13 protein-coding genes are annotated in these 19,651 nt (G+C 46.7%); 9 read left to right on the top strand and 4 right to left on the bottom strand.

Features of this window, described 5'->3' with window-relative positions:
• Window positions 1-222: 222 nt before the first annotated feature.
• The 4 genes from C1T21_RS16515 to C1T21_RS16500 all read right to left on the bottom strand — a co-directional run bounded on the left by C1T21_RS16515 (window position 223) and on the right by C1T21_RS16500 (window position 5,050).
• The gene (locus tag C1T21_RS16515) at window positions 223-1,560 is read right to left on the bottom strand and encodes an AraC family transcriptional regulator (RefSeq protein WP_103049018.1); all 1,338 of its coding nucleotides are present in this window, start codon (window positions 1,558-1,560) and stop codon (window positions 223-225) included.
• Window positions 1,535-2,980 (bottom strand): sensor histidine kinase, encoded by a 1,446-nt coding sequence (locus tag C1T21_RS16510; RefSeq protein WP_103049017.1) that lies wholly within the window; start codon window positions 2,978-2,980, stop codon window positions 1,535-1,537. Before C1T21_RS16510 ends, C1T21_RS16515 begins: the two co-directional genes overlap by 26 nt.
• Window positions 2,977-3,975 carry a sugar-binding protein gene (locus tag C1T21_RS16505; RefSeq protein ID WP_103049016.1) on the bottom strand — a complete coding sequence of 333 codons (999 nt, stop codon included), beginning with the start codon at window positions 3,973-3,975 and terminating at the stop codon, window positions 2,977-2,979. Before C1T21_RS16505 ends, C1T21_RS16510 begins: the two co-directional genes overlap by 4 nt.
• A gap of 229 nt (window positions 3,976-4,204) precedes the next feature.
• Window positions 4,205-5,050 carry a Cof-type HAD-IIB family hydrolase gene (locus tag C1T21_RS16500; protein WP_103049015.1) on the bottom strand — a complete coding sequence of 282 codons (846 nt, stop codon included), beginning with the start codon at window positions 5,048-5,050 and terminating at the stop codon, window positions 4,205-4,207.
• A gap of 264 nt (window positions 5,051-5,314) precedes the next feature.
• Between C1T21_RS16500 and melA the strand changes: the two genes are divergently transcribed.
• The 9 genes from melA (at window position 5,315) to C1T21_RS16455 (ending at window position 19,620) form a co-directional block, all read left to right on the top strand.
• Window positions 5,315-6,814: an alpha-glucosidase/alpha-galactosidase gene (melA, locus tag C1T21_RS16495; RefSeq protein ID WP_103049060.1), complete on the top strand. Its 1,500-nt coding sequence runs from the start codon at window positions 5,315-5,317 to the stop codon at window positions 6,812-6,814.
• A 544-nt stretch (window positions 6,815-7,358) separates the two neighbouring features.
• A complete protein-coding gene (locus C1T21_RS16490; RefSeq protein ID WP_103049014.1) occupies window positions 7,359-9,521 on the top strand; it encodes a glycoside hydrolase family 6 protein in 2,163 nt (720 codons plus the stop codon).
• 174 nt (window positions 9,522-9,695) lie between these two features.
• Window positions 9,696-10,631: a nucleoside hydrolase gene (locus C1T21_RS16485; RefSeq protein ID WP_103049013.1), complete on the top strand. Its 936-nt coding sequence runs from the start codon at window positions 9,696-9,698 to the stop codon at window positions 10,629-10,631.
• A 165-nt stretch (window positions 10,632-10,796) separates the two neighbouring features.
• On the top strand, window positions 10,797-13,472 hold the full coding sequence (locus C1T21_RS16480) for a PAS domain S-box protein (protein WP_103049012.1): 2,676 nt from the start codon (window positions 10,797-10,799) through the stop codon (window positions 13,470-13,472).
• 161 nt (window positions 13,473-13,633) lie between these two features.
• Complete coding sequence (locus C1T21_RS16475) at window positions 13,634-14,023, top strand: GntR family transcriptional regulator (protein WP_103049011.1); 390 nt, start codon at window positions 13,634-13,636, stop codon at window positions 14,021-14,023.
• Window positions 14,016-14,918 (top strand): ABC transporter ATP-binding protein, encoded by a 903-nt coding sequence (locus C1T21_RS16470; protein ID WP_103049010.1) that lies wholly within the window; start codon window positions 14,016-14,018, stop codon window positions 14,916-14,918. Before C1T21_RS16475 ends, C1T21_RS16470 begins: the two co-directional genes overlap by 8 nt.
• Window positions 14,893-16,989 (top strand): DUF6449 domain-containing protein, encoded by a 2,097-nt coding sequence (locus tag C1T21_RS16465; RefSeq protein WP_103049009.1) that lies wholly within the window; start codon window positions 14,893-14,895, stop codon window positions 16,987-16,989. The genes C1T21_RS16470 and C1T21_RS16465 overlap by 26 nt, the downstream gene beginning before the upstream one ends.
• A gap of 215 nt (window positions 16,990-17,204) precedes the next feature.
• Entirely contained in the window at window positions 17,205-17,969 is a 765-nt protein-coding gene (locus C1T21_RS16460; RefSeq protein WP_103049008.1) for a class I SAM-dependent methyltransferase, read from the top strand.
• 196 nt (window positions 17,970-18,165) lie between these two features.
• Window positions 18,166-19,620, top strand: coding sequence for a PstS family phosphate ABC transporter substrate-binding protein (locus C1T21_RS16455; RefSeq protein ID WP_103049007.1), 1,455 nt, complete (start codon window positions 18,166-18,168; stop codon window positions 19,618-19,620).
• The last annotated feature ends 31 nt before the right edge of the window (window positions 19,621-19,651 follow it).

The following is a 19,651-nucleotide window of genomic DNA, read 5'->3' as shown; positions in this document are numbered from 1 at the left end:
CATCTCCCCTCCAGATCTCTGGAACCTCATTCCGTTCTTCGAGGAGAAGTATAACATGCGCTTATAAAAGAAAGGCCGGTTATCGTCTTCAATAAACGGACCTTTTCATGCACGATTTTGGCTTCCATTCCCGAATCGGAGATGGAGGGGCTGAACCTAGCATTACCTTGTCATTCGAGCTTAAAAAAATCCATGCCGATAGTCGGCATGGATGAATCTCTACTATTTTTGGCCTTTGAACTCAGTGGGAGGAACGCCCGTTATCTTCTTAAAGACGCGGCTAAAATAGTTCGGGTCCTTATAACCCACTTCAAAGCTGATTTCCTTAAGAGTAAGGTTGCCGGCCTTAATCAGAGAGATGGCTTTATCAATCCGTAGCCGGGTTACAAAGTCGATGAATGTTTCTCCGTATTCCTGTTTGAAAATTTTGCTGAAGTAGTGAGGATTCAAATGGACAAAATCAGCCACTTCTTCCAGCGAAAGATCATCGTTGAACCGTTCCTCGATATACATTTTCGCCCTACCCAGCATAGTCAGTGTTTGAACCTCCCGCTGTTCGCGTATCCGTTGCAGTGCTGACATGACGTACGTCTGCTGAAGCATTCCATTCTCCGCTTTGACGGCAAGCAAAGAAGCGTTTCCAGCCTCTGATGACTTCAGTTCGTCAAAGTGGCAGTAACCTCCATCCCGTTTGCTTAGGGTGGAGGCAAAAACGGCTTCGAAATAGGACTTGCGAAGTCCTTCCTCGCCGTTATGCAGCGATCCGATTCCAATGGCTGTCTTTATACCAAGTTGCTGCTGGGCAAGCTCGGAAAGCTGCTGAACAAGGTGATTAACCAACTGCCGCCAGTCGTTTTCGCCGGTAGCAGGCGGCTTGCGTAAAAAAGTGGCTACATGATGGTCAATCAAAGAGCTTACAATGGCATTCGGACCATGCGTTTTTACATAGCTTCGGAAATGATCGTAAATTTTCTTTTTATCTTGCTCGTCCGTATATCCGTCAAAGGCGGCAATGATGGCGCTTCCCTGATCAAGAGGAAAGTCCAGCCATTCTGATAGCTGGGAAGCGCTCGAATCCACGGTCTGGTCGACCATAAGCATTAAAGCCAGCTCATTTTCTGCGAGCGGCATTAACTGTGAGATTTTATGCCTAAGCTCCAATTCTTCCGTACGTGCCCGCTTCTCGCACTCAATTTCTTCAATCAGTCGTTTCAGTGTACCGATGATCAGTTCTCGCTTCGCCGGCTTCAGAATATATTCTTTTACACCCAAAGAGAGCGCCTCCCGGGCATAGGCAAAATAATCATAGGCAGTGACGAGCACGAATCGGGTATCGGGAAGCCGCTCCTTTAATTCACGAAGCGCCGCAAGCCCGTCGATTCCAGGCATATTGATATCCAGAATGGCAATATGGGGACGGTGCTCTTCCGCACATTCAATCGCCATGCGGCCGTTGCCGGCATGAATAAACCGGAATATCCCCGGCATCGCCCGTTCCACTGTCAATTCCAGTCCTTCTCTCTCCAAAGCCTCGTCATCCGCGATCAACAACCGATACATCAGTCCGCTCACTCTCCTTCTTGACTGGAATTCGTATGGTTATGGTAGTACCTCGTCCGATATTGCTATTGATTTCAACCATTCCTTCCTTTCCGTAGAACAACTGCAGCCGCCTAAACACATTTTGCATTCCAAGTCCTGTTGAACTGCCGCTTTCGGCTTCGCCTTTAAGACGGAGTACGGACAGTCGGGTTTCCTCCGTCATGCCCTTTCCGTTGTCCGAAATTTCAATTTGTACATCTTCGTTTGCTCTCGACAGCGTTAACACGATAATGGCTCCGTCTTCCATATCTGCCACACCATGAAGAAAAGCGTTTTCAATAAATGGCTGGATCGTCAGGGCCGGAATTTGCTGCTGAAGTACGGAAGCGTCAAAGTGAAGATCAAAGCGAATTCTGTCCCTGAAGCGCGCCTGCTGGATGGTTACGTATTCGCGGATATGATCCAGTTCCTCCTGGAGAGTTACGGGTTTGTCCAGCTTCTGCAGGCTGTACCGTAGCAGATTGGACAGCGAAACGATCAGGTCGCTGGTTTTCTCCGCCCCTTCCAGGATCGCCAGCTTGGAGAGCACATTTAAGGTATTGAATAAAAAGTGCGGGTTAATTTGATTTTGCAGAGCCAGAAGCTCCAGTTCCTTCACAAGCCGCCGCATTTCCAGACTCTGTTTATCCTTCTCGATAAGGATACTCAAATCGGTGGACATTTGCGAAATGGCGTCCGACAGTACGCCTAGCTCGTCATCCCGTCGCGGTTGGGGCTTGATATTCAGATCACCTGTGGCGATTCGCTTCGCCAGTCCGACAAGTCTGCCGACAGGGCCAGTAATGCTGCGCGAGACCCAGATTGCAAGCAAAACCCCCATCAGCGCGTTCATGCCGAACAACGCCACTCCCCATCCATTCATTCGCTCATTCTTGTTCCGGATGTTCTCAATGATTGGCCGGTAATAAGCCAGTTCATCATCGATCAGTTGCTGACCCTCCTCATGAATATAGCTGACGGTTTTTTCCGCTTCAATATAATGTTCAAAAGCCGATTGAGGATCTTGTGCCTCTGCATCCAGAACTGCGGCTTGTTTCTGTTCAAGAAATGTGGCCAACAGATTCATGTAGTCCTCTTCGGCGAAAGAAGGGTCGGTCGAGTCGGAGACTTCCTGAATTCTGGCTTTCAACTGCATTAATTGGTATTCTGTCGGACCCTGCACAGCCTTATCGCCTCTTGGATTAAGCAGATAGGCATATAGGAGCTTTAAGTTGCTCTCCGCCGATTCGGAGGTTTGCTCAATGAGGAGAATTCGGCCAAGCATTTCATCGTAGCTCTGTTGTACGACCTTTCCGCTTTGGAATACAAAATAAGCGATGATATTGGCGAACACAACTAGAAGAGGGATGAACAGAAGCAGCTTCGTTCTGATCGTCATCGTCTGTCATCTCCGGTCATGTTGTCGGGAGTGTCCGCATGCATCTCATATATCCTGGTGTATGTTAATTCCTGGGGGGCATTCCCCTTTAGATAATCATTCAGCAATTTTATGGCCTTAGCCCCCATTTCCTCTGGCTGTTGAACAATGGTCAGTTCGATTTTGCAATCTCTGATGGCTTCCAACGTCTCGGTCATATCGTCAAAAGCGAAAATCTGCAAACTCCGCCCGCCGCGCCGCTCCGAGGCTTCCAGAATGCCAAGGCCGTCCAGCGCACTGAATCCGACCATGTAGCGGATCTGCGGATACCGGGTGAGCATGTTCTGAGCTTGCTGTGCTGCCTGAAGTCGTGAAATATTTGAGGAGCGAATCTCCACAATGCGGAGCTTGGGATAGTGACCGATCACGGAACGAAATCCAGCAAGCCTGAGTCGCTGATTCTCGACGCGCTCGCTACTGATCATAACTCCAATGTCGCCACGCTCTCTAGAGGCTTTCGCTAACAGCGCGCCCATCCGTTTTCCTGCTCCTTCGTTATCCGTTCCCACGTAAGCTAGTCTACGGGAGTCTGGTTCATCCGTATCGATCGTGATGACGGGGATGCCAAGTCCGGCTGCTTTGTCGATTAATCGGCGATACTCTGGATCATTTATCCCTTGAACCAGAATTGCATCCGCCTTACTGGCGATCGCTTTATCCAGCAGTTTGACCTGCTCGGACGGATTAATGCGGTCCGGCCCGATATAATCGAGCCGCATACCGTACTGTTCCGCTTCCTTTCGGGCTCCTTGTTCGATTGACCGCCAGTAATAATTATCCAACTCCTGTGATATCAGTACGACTTTTGTATCGGAAACCCCGTCTTTTGGAGAAACCGTCTTCAATAACTCTGCAAATTGGTGAATCTGAAAAGAAGACAGAGTGAACTGAAAGAGCAGCCAGGCAAATAGCAGGAAGACGGGGATAAGGATAAATGTCCATTTACGGTTTGACATGTCTTGCTCCTTTGTCAATATTTAGAGACTTAATTCATTATACAGCAACAAAACAACCGCACGCAGCTATCGTCAGCATAAGCGCGGTTATTGAGGAGATGGAAGCCGAGCAAGCACTAAGTGAATTCCGTGGAAAGATAGCATTGGAGATAGGCCCCTACCAGTAGAATTAGGACATTTTTAAGTCCAGAAACTACTGCAGGGGCTTAAGTATAAAAAAATAACCTCACTAAATCAGACCATGCTTTTTAAAGCTGTGAAACAGTCCATCTTCATCGACAGCATCCGTAATGTCATCTGCAATGGCTTTGAGGCCCGGTTTGGCATTTCCCATAGCAATTCCTAGCGCACAATATTCAATCATTTCAGCATCGTTCATCCCGTCTCCGATAGCAATGGTGTCTTCTTGGGATCTTCCCAAATGCTCAATAAGCTTTTCAATAGCTACGGCTTTGTGAATACCGGGAACCATTAGCTCGCCGCTGTCTTGCCCGAAAGCAGATACAGTACATTGAATAACCTCGAATTTCCCTGCAAATTCCTTTTTGATCTGTTCGAAAGGAACATTTTTGTTTTCCAAAAAGCATGCTTTGTTCACGTCACTACGATACAGGTTGTCCTCTCCTATAGTTAGGCCAGTGATAAAAGGATGCGGACGTTGTTCTTTTTTTTCTCTGGCTACGGGATCATTGTCCACATCACCATAGATAAGCCGTTCCACATGGGGCAAAAAGTTTTTACTCGCAAACAGTCCCCCGTTCGATTCCAAATAAAAGTCCAAATCATGTTCATCAAAGTAATCGACCATATGTTTAACATCTTCATCCGATACTTTGTGGTGATATAACATCTCGCCTTCGATTTCTACAAAGCCCCCGCCAGCTCCGATGATCCCGTCAAAACCGACCTCCATGATAAAATCATAAATCTCCGCTTTGGATCGGCCAGTGCATAAATAAATCAGATGTCCATTCTTTCTCGCTTCGATACATGCTGCTTTTGCAGATTCGGGAATCATACCATCATCATCCACTAGCGTTCCATCTATATCTAAAAAGATAATCTTTTTGTTCATCTTAGGCTGCTCCTTGCTCTCCAATGTTTTCTTTTATGTTACTACATTTACCGCACTTAAAGTACATATTGAACTGAAAAAACACTAGATAGAAAGAGAGAAACGGGATGGAGCAAAATGGAAATGGACAACCATTTGTTAACGCGAAAGTTAGGATTTTTGACACCTAAGCACGAAACTGGTCATGATTTTGATAACGCTTTCCATAGGCCTATTGCTACAATGACGATATATACCAATTCTAATTACCGGAGGTTGAATGCCGTGTCATTTAAAGTAGCGTTTATTGGAGCAGGGAGCATTGGTTTTACCCGTGGAATTTTGCGAGATCTGTTATCGGTGCCGGAATTTAATGATATTGAAGTGGCTTTTACGGATATCAGTCAGCACAATCTGGATATGGTCACTGAGCTGTGCCAACGGGATATACGGGAGAACGGTTTATCCATACAAATACAGTCCTCTACGGACCGAAAGATAGCTTTAAAGGATGCCAAATACGTCATTTGTACGATCCGGGTTGGCGGGCTGGAGGGCTTTGCAACCGATGTGGATATTCCGCTGAAATATGGCGTGGATCAATGCGTTGGCGATACCCTGTGTGCAGGAGGGATTATGTATGGTCAGCGTGGTATTGCTGAAATGCTGGCCATCTGCAAGGATATCCGCGAGCTAAGTGCACCGGATGTATTGCTGCTGAACTACTCGAACCCCATGGCGATGATGACGTGGGCCTGCAATAAATACAGCGGTGTGCGTACAATCGGTCTATGTCACGGCGTCCAGCATGGGCATCACCAAATTGCCGAGGTGTATGGTCTGGAGAAGCAGGATGTGGACATTGTGTGCGCCGGAATCAATCACCAGACGTGGTACATTCAGGCGTCACATGAAGGCAAGGATCTGACAGCTGGACTGCTGGAGGCTTTTGAAAAACATCCTGAATATAGCCGCACCGAAAAGGTACGCATCGACATGCTTCGTCGTTTTGGCTATTACAGCACAGAGTCGAATGGTCATCTAAGTGAATATGTACCTTGGTACCGGAAGCGTCCGAATGAAATTCTGGACTGGATTGATCTAGGCAGCTGGATCAACGGAGAAACAGGCGGTTATCTGCGTGTATGTACAGAAGGACGTAATTGGTTTGAAACAGATTTCCCTAACTGGATGAAAGAAGATCCATTGGAGTACAAGGCGGAAAATCGCGGTGAAGAGCATGGTTCATACATTATCGAAGGTTTGGAAACCGGACGTGTATACCGGGGGCATTTTAATGTCGTAAATAACGGTGTGATTTCCAATTTGCCAGACGACGCGATTATTGAAGCACCTGGATATGTGGATCGGAATGGTATCTCCATGCCACATGTAGGAGACCTTCCGCTCGGTCTTGCTGCCGTCTGTAATGTAAGTATTTCCGTCCAGCGTTTGGCTGTTGAAGCGGCTGTACACGGAGATGATAAGCTGCTGCGACAAGCATTTATGATGGATCCGCTAGTAGGCGCGGTGTGTAATCCGAAAGAAATTTGGCAGATGGTTGATGAAATGCTGGTGGCGCAGGAAGCATGGCTGCCGCAATACGGAGCAGCGATTGCCGAGGCGCGTCAACGTCTGGCTGCAGGCGATCTGATTCCAACCCAACCTTATGAGGGAGCAGCACGACTTAAGGTGAAGACGGTTGAAGAAATGCAGCTGGATCGGGATGCCGCCAATAAAAATGCAGGGCAATCCGACAAAGGCAAGGATCGCGAAAAAGTGTAGAACAACAAGAGCAGAGATTGTCTTCACAACAATTAAAGGGTGTTTTCACGGTCATGTGGCCTGAATACACCCTTTTGCTGTCGATAGATATAACGATTTGGCATAGTTGGCGTTCTGGATTTTATCATTGTCGATTTGGGCTGACGGAAATTAAAGAATGCGGTCTTGCTTTTTACGAATTCGCTCTTTTACTGTCGATCCTAAATCTCCTGAGAGCTTGTCATAGCAGGGATGTTCAACAAATGAAGGAACCGGTTTCAGAAAAAGAGGTGCCACAACGAACCGTTAGAGTGGCAATTCATATGCCTAATTAATAATGTAGTCCTTAATTTATTCAATTTACAGCAGATTTCCAGCTCACTATAATCTAACATAGGAGGTGACAAAAAGGGGAAAATGTGAGCGCATGGACAAATAGAAAGCGCTTACCTTTCGCAACTATGAACGCCGCTTTTTTTTGGAGAGAGTAGGCGTAACTCGCATTTAATCATGTAACAATCAGGTGCCGACATAGGAAGATTCAACAAAATCCATGGAAAGATAGGTGAAGCAATTGAAAACAAAGCAAGTGCTTCGTAAAAGCATGAAGTATGCTTTTGCGCTATCACTCGTCGCAAGCAGCTTTCTACCAGGTGCAGGATTTACGGATAAAATACATGCAGAATCCCATGTGGACAATCCTTACCAAGGGGCGACAAAATACATTAGCCCTGATTATGCGGCTAGTGTCGACACATCGATTGCCAAGATTACTGATGCCAATCTGAAAGCAAAAATGCAAACGGTCAAAACATTTCCGACAGCCGTATGGCTTGATCGTATCGCTGCTATTAACGGCGGTGGGGGCAAGCTTGGCCTGGAAGCGCATTTGGACCAAGTATTGGCGCAAAAGAAAGGCAACACACCAATTACGGCAGAGTTTATTGTATATGATCTGCCCGGACGGGATTGTAAAGCCTTGGCTTCCAACGGTGAGCTGCCGCTGACCCAAGCGGGGCTGGAAACGTACAAAAAGGATTATGTCGATAAAATTGCTGCTATTTTTGCCAATCCGAAGTATCAGGATATTCGCATTGTAGCGATTATTGAACCAGATAGCTTACCAAACTTGGTAACCAATTTGGATACTCCTCAGTGTGCGCAAGCCAAATCTACAGGAATTTATGAAGCCGGGATCAAGTATACAATGAATAAGCTGAACGAGATTCCGAATGTGTACAAATACGTGGATATCGGTCACTCTGGATGGTTAGGTTGGGATAACAATCGTTCAGCAACGGTATCCCTGTTTACAACTATCTTCAAAGATACTAGCAAAGGTCTGTCCAGCGTGGACGGCTTTATCTCGAATACAGCCAATACTTCACCGCTGACAGAACCTAACTTGCCTAATCCAGATTTGAATATCGGTGGACAACCGATCAAATCGTCCAAGTTCTACGAATGGAATCCTAATTTTGATGAATTGCATTTCACAGAGTCATTGCATAAAGATTTTGTCAATGCAGGCTGGCCCAGCTCGCTCGGTATGTTAATTGATACGAGCCGTAATGGATGGGGAGGACCTAACCGTCCGACTGCCGCTGTTGGCAGTGATATTAACTCCTATGTAAACTCAGGCCGTGTAGACAAACGCTCGCATCGCGGCAACTGGTGTAATAGCAGCGGAGCAGGTATGGGTACGCCGCCGCAAACAGCTCCAGCTTCCCATGTCGATGCTTATGTATGGGCGAAACCTCCGGGTGATTCCGATGGTTCCAGCTCGCTCATTCCGAACGATGAGGGTAAAGGCTTTGACCGATACTGTGATCCTACCTATACCACTAAGGATGGCACATTAACAGATGCTTTACCGAATGCACCTATTTCAGGAGCTTGGTTCCATGATCAGTTTGCGATGCTGGTGCAAAATGCATATCCAGCGATTGTCCCTTCATCTGGTGGTGTGGATCCATCACCTACAGCTCCAGCTGTACCGTCAGGCTTAAAGGCAGTTGCGGGCAATGCTCAGGTGACGCTGACTTGGAATGCGTCTACCGGTGCTGATAGCTACACGGTAAAACGTGCCACTAGCGAAGCAGGTCCTTTTACAGCCGTTGCGCCTCTTGTTACTGAGAAAGAGTACACAGATAAGGGGCTGACCAACGGAACAACTTACTTCTATGTTGTAAGTGCTACGAATGCGAAAGGAACAAGTAAGGATTCCGCAACGGTAAGCGCTGAACCTAAAGGTACACCGACTGATCCAACAGACCCTACAGATCCTACAGAACCAGCGGGTGATCTGGTTGTAATGTACCGGGCCGGGGACACCGATCCAGCGAATAACGCTGCTAAGCCTTTCTTTAACCTGAAAAATAAAGGGACAACACCTGTGAAGCTGAGTGAGCTCAAAGTCCGCTATTACTTCACGAAAGATGGCAGCCAAGAGCTGCAATCTGCAGTAGACTGGGCGCAAGTAGGTAATGATAACGTGCTGCGTACCATTAAAGACAACTATATTGAAATTGGTTTCAGTGCTGCTGCCGGCACGCTTGCTGCTGGAGCGCAAACAGGTGATATTCAGATCCGCATGAACAATAGCGACTGGTCTAACCTGAACGAATCCAATGATTACTCCTTCGATCCAACTAAAACTTCTTATGCAGAATGGAACAAAGTAACGTTGTTCCACAATGATAAGCTGGTGTGGGGAATCGAGCCTTAGGATTTAGCCAGAACAAGTGCCCTTGAGTGATTGAAAAGTATTAAAAGAAGGCTACGGCATAGCTGTCGTAGTCTTTTTTTACGTCTTCGAATAAAGAATTTGATGACCAAGGGAATAAGCATTGAAATTGTGTATAATGAAAAAAAGAATGCTGTTCTACTGTGGAGGGTCATCATGAGCAAAAAGTTAATCTTAGATGTAGATACTGGCATTGACGACGCGCTTGCTATTGCGTACGCGGTCCATTCGCCGGAATTGGACCTACTCGGTATTACAACCACCTTTGGTAATATCTCGGTGGAGGAGGCAACACGTAACTCACTGATTCTGCTGGAAAAACTGGGGGTAGAGGCTCCGGTCGTGTCTGGCGCTCACAAGCCGTATACTCGTGAGCTGTTCAAACCTTATTCCCGGCATATTCACGGCGAAGACGGTATTGGCAATCAGTTGAAAGGAGCACCCTCCCGTCAGGCTGCGTCTGGGGATGCCGCTGATTTTATAATCGGACAGGCTCGTCGCTATGAAGGCAAACTTACCCTGGTAGCTGTGGGACCGCTGACCAATCTTGCGATTGCATTGGATCGCTGTCCCGAATTACCCCAATTGCTTGACCGCCTGATCATTATGGGCGGTGCGGTCACAGTGAAAGGGAATGTAACTCCGACGGCTGAAGCGAATATTTACGCCGATCCAGAAGCCGCAGCCTATGTGCTGGGAGCGGGCTTTCCGCTTACGCTCGTTGGGCTGGACGTCACGATGCAAACCCTGCTTCCACAGCAGGATGTGGACAAATGGCGTGAGCAAGGGACCGAGCTGGGTGCATTTATGGCAGATATGACAGACTTTTATATGGAAGCTTATCGCAACTTCAGACCTGGTATTGCAGGCTGTGCTTTGCATGATCCACTGGCTGTAGGATTAGCGATAGATTCCAGCTTTGTGGAGACGCGTCCAATGCACATTGCCGTTGAGGTGGGCGATTCCACCGAGGTTGGTCGCACCCGTGAGGTGCAAAATGAGAACGAAGCTCAAGCACTGACTACGGTTGACGTGGCACTTAAAGTCGATGCGGAGCGATTTTTGCGTCATTTTCTTAGCCGGGTGGTATAAAAAAATAATTCGAAGATTGCCGATGAACCTGCATCGGCAATCTTTTGTGCATACATGTTTTAAGGGCATTCATCTAGAGGCGGACTCACCGTTATAAAAATTCCATATCATGTTAGAATAGGTATAGTTAGAAAAACTGCCGGACCACAAAGGAGGAGATTCATTGTGTTTTCTGCTGCTCGACGACTGCCTTTGCTGGAACATATGTATAATCATGCCCCGACAGGAATCGTGATTTTGTCGAGGGAGGGGAAGTGCCTGTACGTCAATCCCGCCTTTTGCAAAATGGTCGGATATGAGCAGGAGGAATTACTAGATATCCGATATTACCATCTCTTATATAAAGAGGCTCAGGATCAGCAAGGGTTGAGGGAGGCTTACGCAGGTTGGCTAAAGGCTACAGATCAAGTCTATAAGACAGAGCTGCGTTTGAAACATAAACGGGGAACAACCGTCTGGCTAGCGCTGGAATTAACCATATTTGACGATGAGGCTACCGAGCAATCTTATTTGATTGCGTATGCTATGGATATCACGGAGAAAAAGGACATGGCGCAGGTGCTTTCGGACAATGAGGATTTGTACATGTTGATTACCGAAAATACGCCGGATGTCATCTCTTACAGCACGGCAGACGGCATACTCCAATATATTTCTCCTTCGGTAGAAAAACTCCTTGGCTACACGAAGCAGGAAATGATTGGGAAAAAACGGCTGCAATTTTACCATGTCGAAGATGCCGATTACATGCGTGTACATGGAATGTTCAAGGAAACAGGCATCATGAAGCGGCGTGTCCGTCATAAGGACGGGCACTATTTGTGGCTGGAAGTATCATTCCGCGTTATTCGAGATGAACAGGGCAAAATCAAGCGGGTTCTGTCCATTGGTCGGAATATCACAGAGAGACAAAAGAGCGAGGAGAACCTGGCAAAAGCTCAACAGTTGGCGATGTTCGGCTCCTGGGACTGGGATCTGGTCAACAATGTTATGCATTTTTCCAAGGAATTTCGCAGCATTTTTGGCTATCTCGTCAAGCCGGTTGAAACAAGTATTGACGCCTTCATGAAGGCGGTTCATCCCGAAGATACAGAACGGATGAAACAGATTATCAACAATGTTATTTTAAAGGGAATTCACGAAGAAACCTTTTACCGGATTGTATTGCCCAATGGGGAACAGAAGGTACTGCGTTCGATCTGGGAAGCTGAGATGGACGAGCAGGCAGGCAAGCCTGTTCAAGTAGTCGGGATGATACAGGATGTTACAGAGCACCGGAAAATCGAGCAGCGTCTTCGTGAAAGTGAAAATCGTTATAAGTCACTATTCCAGCATAATCCGCTTGGGATATGCGCCATGGATATGGAAGGTCATATTTTGAGTGTGAATCCAAGTTTGGAGCAGCTTACGGGTTATACGAAGGATGAGCTGATCGGAGCTGAAATACTTGTAATGGCTTCCTCTGAGGAACAGGACAAAATCAAGCGTCATATGGAACTGGCCAGGCAGGGGGAGACACAAACCTATGAATCGGAATTCATACATAAGGAGGGGGAGCGTCTATTCATTAAGATGACGAATATCCCGATTTTCGTACAAGAGGAAATTGTAGGCTGCTACGGGATTATAGAAAATGTGACCCCTCTTAAAAACTACATTGCTCAAATTGAAAAGCTCAGCAACGAGCATTCGCTTATTTTGAATGCCGTATCCGAAGGAATTGTGGGTTTAAGTAACGAAGGACATGTCCGCTTTATGAACCCGGCAGCTATCGAGATGTTCGGCGTAGGATCGGCTAATCCGCTGAACGGCGCATGCATAGATATCATTCGCCATGCAGACGAGATTGGCAGCCATTTTCCGGACGAACAGTCCTCTATTCTTCAAGCGATTCGAAGCGGAGCTTCTTATCAGGCAGAGGAAGCAGTATTTTGGAAAAAAGGCGGGTCCAGCTTTCTGGCCTCCTATCGAATCAGTCCTTTGATGGATAATGGCGAGCGAAAAGGGGCTGTGATGGTTTTTGTAGACAGGACGAATGAAAAGGAGATCATTCGGGCCAAGGAGTCTGCCGAACGCGCCGATCGGGCCAAGTCAGAGTTTCTCTCTGTGATGAGTCATGAGCTCCGTACACCGATGAACGGCATTATAGGCATGGCAGGGTTACTGGCAGATACTGAATTGGATGAGGAGCAGCGTAGCTATATAGACATTATTACCAGCAGCAGCGGTGCTTTAATGCAGATATTGAACGAGATACTGGATTTGAGCAAAATCGAAGCTGGCAAAATGTCTTTGCTGCACGAGCCCTTTGTGCTAGATGATGTGGTCGGCAGTGTGGCTGACCTATTCATGACGCAGGCTATGGAAAAAGGCATTGAGCTGGAATGGCATGTGGATCAGGAAATGCCGGGAATGCTGGTCGGTGATCATGTGCGTATTCGACAGGTACTGGTGAATTTGGTGAGTAATGCGATCAAATTTACGGAGCGAGGGCGTGTAAATATCTTTGTGGAGAGAAAGGCTTACAGCCGTCGTAAAAATAGATGCCTAATTGAGTTCAGTGTAACGGATACTGGAATCGGTATTCCAGCAGACCGCCAGCATCTATTGTTTCAGCCTTTTTCCCAACTTCATCCGGCACTGAACCGAAAATATGGAGGGACAGGACTGGGATTGTCCATCTGTAAAAACTTGGTCAAGCTGATGGGGGGTTCCATTGGTGTGGATAGCGATGAGGCTAGAGGAGCGACGTTCCGGTTCCAGCTGGATCTTAAGCTGCCAGAAGGTTCAACGCTTGCGAATATAAGCCGTGATGAACCTTATGAGTCAAAGGAAGGCTAAAAAGAGATAACCGTGATGCATGATGCATCACGGTTATTTTTGTAAGGAATACCCAAAGAAAAGATTGACAAACTGTTCTAACTGTATTATTAATAATAGTACAGTTAGAACAGCTGAAAGGATGCAGATGAATCTGATCAAGTCTTGAAAGGAGGAAGTCCATGTTCGAGCTGGATATCCGCAGTCGTAAGCCGATCTACGAACAGTTAATAGAGAAGGTAAAGGAAATGATCGTATACGGATCGCTTCAGCCGGATGAGCAATTGCCTTCTGTACGGGTTTTATCCGCTCAGCTTACGGTGAATCCCAATACGATTCAGAAGGCGTATCGAGAGCTGGAACGCGAAGGATACATCTATTCCGTCCAAGGCAAGGGCAGCTTTGTCACCCCTGCCGAGCATCAGCCGCAGCAAATGAAGCGGGATGAGATTCGGGCGGCGCTGTTGAAGCAGATGATCGAAGCTGTCCATTTCGGTTTTACGCAGCAGGAAGTGGACGCCTTATACGTGGAAGCTACGCAATTGAAGGAAAGGGGGATGTCCCTTGATTGAATTAAGGGAAGTCACAAAAACATTTACAGAAGAAAAGGCTGTCGATCAGCTCGCCCTTAAGGTGAAGAAAGGCTCTATTTTTGGACTTTTGGGCTCGAACGGGGCAGGGAAAACAACACTGCTCAAAATCATTGCCGGGATTTACCGACCCGATGCTGGCAAGGTGCTAATCAGTGGACAGCCGGTGTATGAGCAGCCTGAAGTTAAGCAGCACATTCTGTTTTTGCCGGATACCCCCTATTTTTTTCCGCAAGCGACAATTCGTCAGATGGCCAGGTTTTACCGCTCCATTTATCCAACTTGGAGTGAGGAACGCTACACACAGCTTACCGAGATTTTCAAGCTAGATCCTAAACGAAAGCTTCACCGTTTTTCCAAGGGGATGAAGCGTCAGGCCGCTTTTTTGCTTGCCTTGAGCTGCATGCCAGAGCTGCTGATTCTGGATGAGCCGATCGACGGACTGGACCCTGTGATGCGGCGGATGATCAAAAATCTCTTGTTCCAAGAAACCGCAGCACGTGAGATGACTGTCGTGATCTCGTCTCATAATTTGCGTGAGATTGAAGACATGTGTGATCATGTCGGCATTATGCACCAAGGGCGGATGCTGTTGGAAAAAGAGGTCGACGACCTCAAATCCGATACGCATAAGGTGCAGGTTGCTTTTCGGGACAGCATGCATGAGGAAGCCGTCTGTGGACAACTTTCGGTTGTACATAAGGAGCGGAGGGGCAGTGTTCTGCTGCTTATAATCCGGGGTGAGCGAGAGCGGATTGCAGAGACGATTGAAGCGTATGAGCCGCATGTGCTCGATTTGCTGCCGTTGACGCTTGAAGAAATTTTCATTTATGAAATGGAGGACGCAGGTTATGACATCCAACCGATTCTTCTGTAGCGGCGGCGTAATTCGCCAATGCCTGAGACAGCATGGCTGGATCGGTCTATTGTACTTGGCAGGATTGCTATTTACAGTACTACTGCCATTGTTTATGAGCATTGGTGATGAACAACCACGAGTGGTTTTAAAAAGCTTGTTCGATAGCACAAGCTCAGGTAATGAATTGCAAAAATTAATTTTAGTGACCGTACCGGTGCTGGCAGGTGTGATGCTGCTTCGTTTTATTCAGCGACAGGGGCCATCCGATTTGTATCATAGCCTGCCTTTGCGTAGAGAGCATCTATTAACGGCACATTTAATTAGCGGTCTTATTCTTTTACTTGTACCTGTATGGCTGACTGCGGGAGTAACTGCCTGGGTTAACACGTCAGTCGAACTGCCTTATATTTTTCATATCCATGATATTGGTTCATGGGCACTGGTCGTATCCGTCCTTACGATTTTCTTTTTTACCTTTACCGTGTTTGTAGGTATTTGTGTGGGACAATCGTTGCTACAGACCGTAGTAGTGTATGTTTTATTGCTATTGCCTCAGTTTCTATTCATGATGATGGGGCGTTTTCTGGAGCGTAATTTATACGGATATGTGCGGGTGCAAGAAACCATTGTCCAATATATTAACGGTTCGGAGTTTCGCAGCAATAATAATATTTGGGAAAACTTATCGCCGTTTGTACGCATTATGGACAATTTGCCGAATCGCGCCTTTTCTTACATGGAGCTGCTTGCCTATATAGGTATCTCCCTGCTGTTTGTCGCCTTGAGTTATGGTTTGTATCGTAAACGCTTAGTCGAGAAGGCGACTCAGGCAATGGCTTTCTCTTTCTTTCAACCTTTGTTCAAGGCAGGGGTTATACTATGCGCTATGCTTGTACTAGGCGATTATTTTTATAATGCAGGTACAAGAGGAGCTAATTGGTCGATTTTTGGGTATGCACTTGGAGCTATTTTAGGTTATATCATTGTAGAGATGGTCATCCGCAAAACGTGGCAAATTGTGCGCGTTCGCGCTTTGATAGAAATGGTCGTTTACGGTGTGATCATGGGGCTAGTACTATATATCCCGATTTCAGGTTGGTTGGGTTATGAGGGACGGATTCCAACAGCACACTCCGTAGAAAAAGTTTATGTGGGGCAAGAGGAGCCTCTAGGGGGAGATGCACAAACAGAAGCTTATTACTCCCAAGACAGGGCTTATATCGCCTCTGTGCTAAATTTACATCGTGAACTTGTACGTGCACATGCAGCTGGCGAGAAAACGTTGTCCAAAAACCTGGCCGTCGAATCGGCAGTCATAGTCTACCGTCTGGATGATGGTTCCACCATGACTCGCCGCTATACATTCCCTGAGAAGCCCTTCCGGACAGAACTGACTAAAGTGATGGAAGCAGAGCCTTACAAAACGGTGAGGTACAAGTTGGATAAGCTGCAAGGAAAAGCAGAGACGATTAATATCCAATCCGTAGATGATAATGAAAGACGGGTGGTTTTAACCAATCCCAAAGAAGCACGTGAATTTGAAGATATACTCAGAGAAGAAGTATTAAATATGAGTTATAGCGAAATGCAATCACATCGATATCCCCTAGGGAGTATTTCTATTACAAACAAAGAGTCATCCTTTACCAATAACGAACCGAGCTGGAAGCGTGAAATTTCATTTGATTGGCCGGCTTCATATCACAAGCTTACAGGTTGGCTAGAGCAAAAGGGGTATGCGGATAAGGTGATCATTGATGCCAAGGATATTTTTTCGATACGGGCTGTTCCTATTATTACTGAAGAGCTTGAACCTTATCAACCCAATCAGTATATTGAAGACTATAAGCTATTTAAAAGCATCCAACAGAAGCATAAAGCAATAACGATTGAAGACCCGAAGCTGTGGAGCACTGTACTGGAAAAGCGTAGATCTAATAGCTATACTCCAAATATGACGAAAGGCACTTACCTGGTTCAGGTCAAGATCAAACCTTTATTTAGTTCAGATCCCCATACACGCTATTACTATTTTACTCCGAACGATATGACACCGGAGCTTGCCAAGGCATTACCAGCAGTTCCTTAAGCTCTTACGAAGGACAGTATCTGGTTTGGATAGCATATGGACGGAGGTAGATGAACATGGGATGGTTCGGACACGACATATAACAACCTTATCGACGGGTAAGAGCTCCTCCACATTAGGGCTGACATAATAAAGGCACAGAGAGATACAACGTAGAACATACAGAGAGAAGAGTTCAATTATGTCCAGTTCAATGGTGGAGGAGCAAAAATAATATGAAATATACAGAAGATCGTGAATTTCTACAGTTCTTGGAGCATCATAAGCAGTCATTTTCTGGATGGGATTTTTCATTCATCTCGGATACAGGACGTGTGGCGAGCGAGCCATTGGACTGGTCTTATGTCAGCAAGGCTATGAAGTTTATTCATTCATCCAAGGCGATGCTGGATATGGGAACAGGCGGGGGAGAGCTATTATCTCGGCTACGCCCTTTTCCAGAGATCGTATGTGCGACAGAAGCATATGCACCGAATGTTCCTATCGCCAAGGAAAGGTTGGAGCCGCTGGGCGTGCGCGTTATGGCTATACAGGATGACAATTCCCTTCCGTTTGGCGATACCGGGTTCGATCTTGTGCTGAATAAGCATGAGTCATTTTCGCCAACGGAGGTACGACGGATTTTGCGCCCAGGTGGGACGTTTTTGACTCAACAGGTAGGGGGCTTGGATTGTGCGGGCATCAACGACCGTTTGGGAGCACCTGAATACGAGTATGCGGACTGGACCCTTTCTCAAGCACTTGCAGGTTTGAAAAGCAATGGCTTCGAAATCGTAGAGCAGCAGGAGCAGTTTCCGATACAGCGTTTTTACGATATTGGAGCACTTGTCTACTATTTAAAAGCCATTGAATGGCAGATTGCAGATTTTCAGCCAGAGAAATATATAGAACAGCTGTATGGTCTGTATTTGGATATTCAACGTGATGGGTATTGGGACGTGAAGCAGCACCGTTTTTTGATCCATGCCAGAGCAATATAAAGAAGATTCGATGACAAAAAGGCCTTTCCCGTGGGGGAGGCCTTTTTGCCATACTCAGCTTGAGTAATTCATCGCTGGGATGATCGGATAAGGACATTTTTATCCTCCTCTCGTATACTAATCTTTACCATAATTGTACAATGAAGAAGCAATGGCTTACAGTTTCATTTCATTCATTAGATATAGGGGGATGTACATGTCTGATCCAAAGGGAGTTATAACCAAGCCGGAAAAGGACGAGTCTGTGCGGATAGCATGGTTTTGGCCATGGCTGGGCGGTACGTTTATGTTTGGATTGTTTTCAGTCATGTTTAATGTAGTTTGGAGTATGGTTGTGGCACCCCAAGTGCAGCTTCTGCTGAGGCATGAGGGTGTGACGGATACAGCTGTGATTGTAATCATGCTGCTATATGCATGGATTATCGGTCTCATCTTTGCAGCTTATGGTGCCTTGAGTGCGCGTATGTCCAGCATGGGCAAGCTTTCGCTGATGCTGACCGGGCTATTATCATTATTATGTGGACTGTGGTTGTGGATTGTAGGCATACAAGGGTCTGGTGGCCAACCTGCTGAAGTGTGGGGAGGGGCGTGGGAGCTCTTTTCACTCTATCACGCTTGGGCGGAGCCTGTGTTAGAGGTATTGGGGCCATATACACAGCATGGTGAAGTTTGGTTTCTACTGGCAGCACTGCTGCCGATAGCTGGCATGGTAGTAGGAGTTGGGGTGAATCGTTATCCAGCGCTAACCGACAAGAATGGTAAGGTGGATCATAGATGGCAATGGATTGTTGCCGCGATATCTGCTGCGCTCGTCATTGTGCTGACGATTACACTGATGCTTCCTCAACGCCCGTACATTGCAGAGAGGGATTTTCCGGTAGTAGACGGGGCTACAGCGGCCATTCCTTTTGCGCAGGATATGCTGCATGAACTGACTGGAATGAGCAAGGCGCGAGCGGCGCACGAGCTGAGATTCAACACGACCCATCAGGCATATGTCAATTTGATCGAAAAGAAGGCGGATCTGATCCTGGTGGCCGGTCCTTCCGATGAGGAGCTGCGTCTGGCAAAAAGCCGGGGAATTCAATTGAAGCTCACACCCATTGGGTGGGATGCGTTTATTTTTCTCGTGCATCAAGACAATCCGGTTAAAGGACTTTCTTCGGAGCAGGTTCGTCGCATATATGAAGGGGCTATTCATAATTGGAATGAAGTAGGGGGCAAGGATCAGCCGATCATTGCTTATCAGCGAGAAGAAAATTCAGGCAGTCAGACATACATGCAAAAGAAAGTGATGGCAGGCCATGAGATGGCTGACCCGCCACGTGAACTACAAATTGGCATTATGGGTGGTATGATTAATGCAGTCGCAGATTTTAACAAGGATCACAACGCGCTCGGATATTCATTTTATTATTTTGCAAATGTGATGCATAATCGTCAAGAGGTCAAATTTTTGTCTATTGATGGAGTGGAGCCGAACAAAGAGCACATTCGCTCGAAACAATATCCATTCACAGCTCAACTGTTCGTGGTCACACGGGAAGGCGAGAAACCAAGCCCTTCGATGCAACGATTACTCGAATGGCTGCAAAGTGAAGAAGGAACCCGGGCCATCGAAAAGGGCGGCTTTGTTCCTGTAAACTCGTAATCCTGTAACGATGGTTCGTCATACAGTTAAC

The organism is Paenibacillus sp. F4 (assembly GCF_002894905.1).
Taxonomy (GTDB): Bacteria; Bacillota; Bacilli; order Paenibacillales; family Paenibacillaceae; genus Paenibacillus; species Paenibacillus polymyxa_B.
Note: the sequence above shows the minus strand (reverse complement) of the source record. Positions and strands in the feature narration are given on the sequence as shown.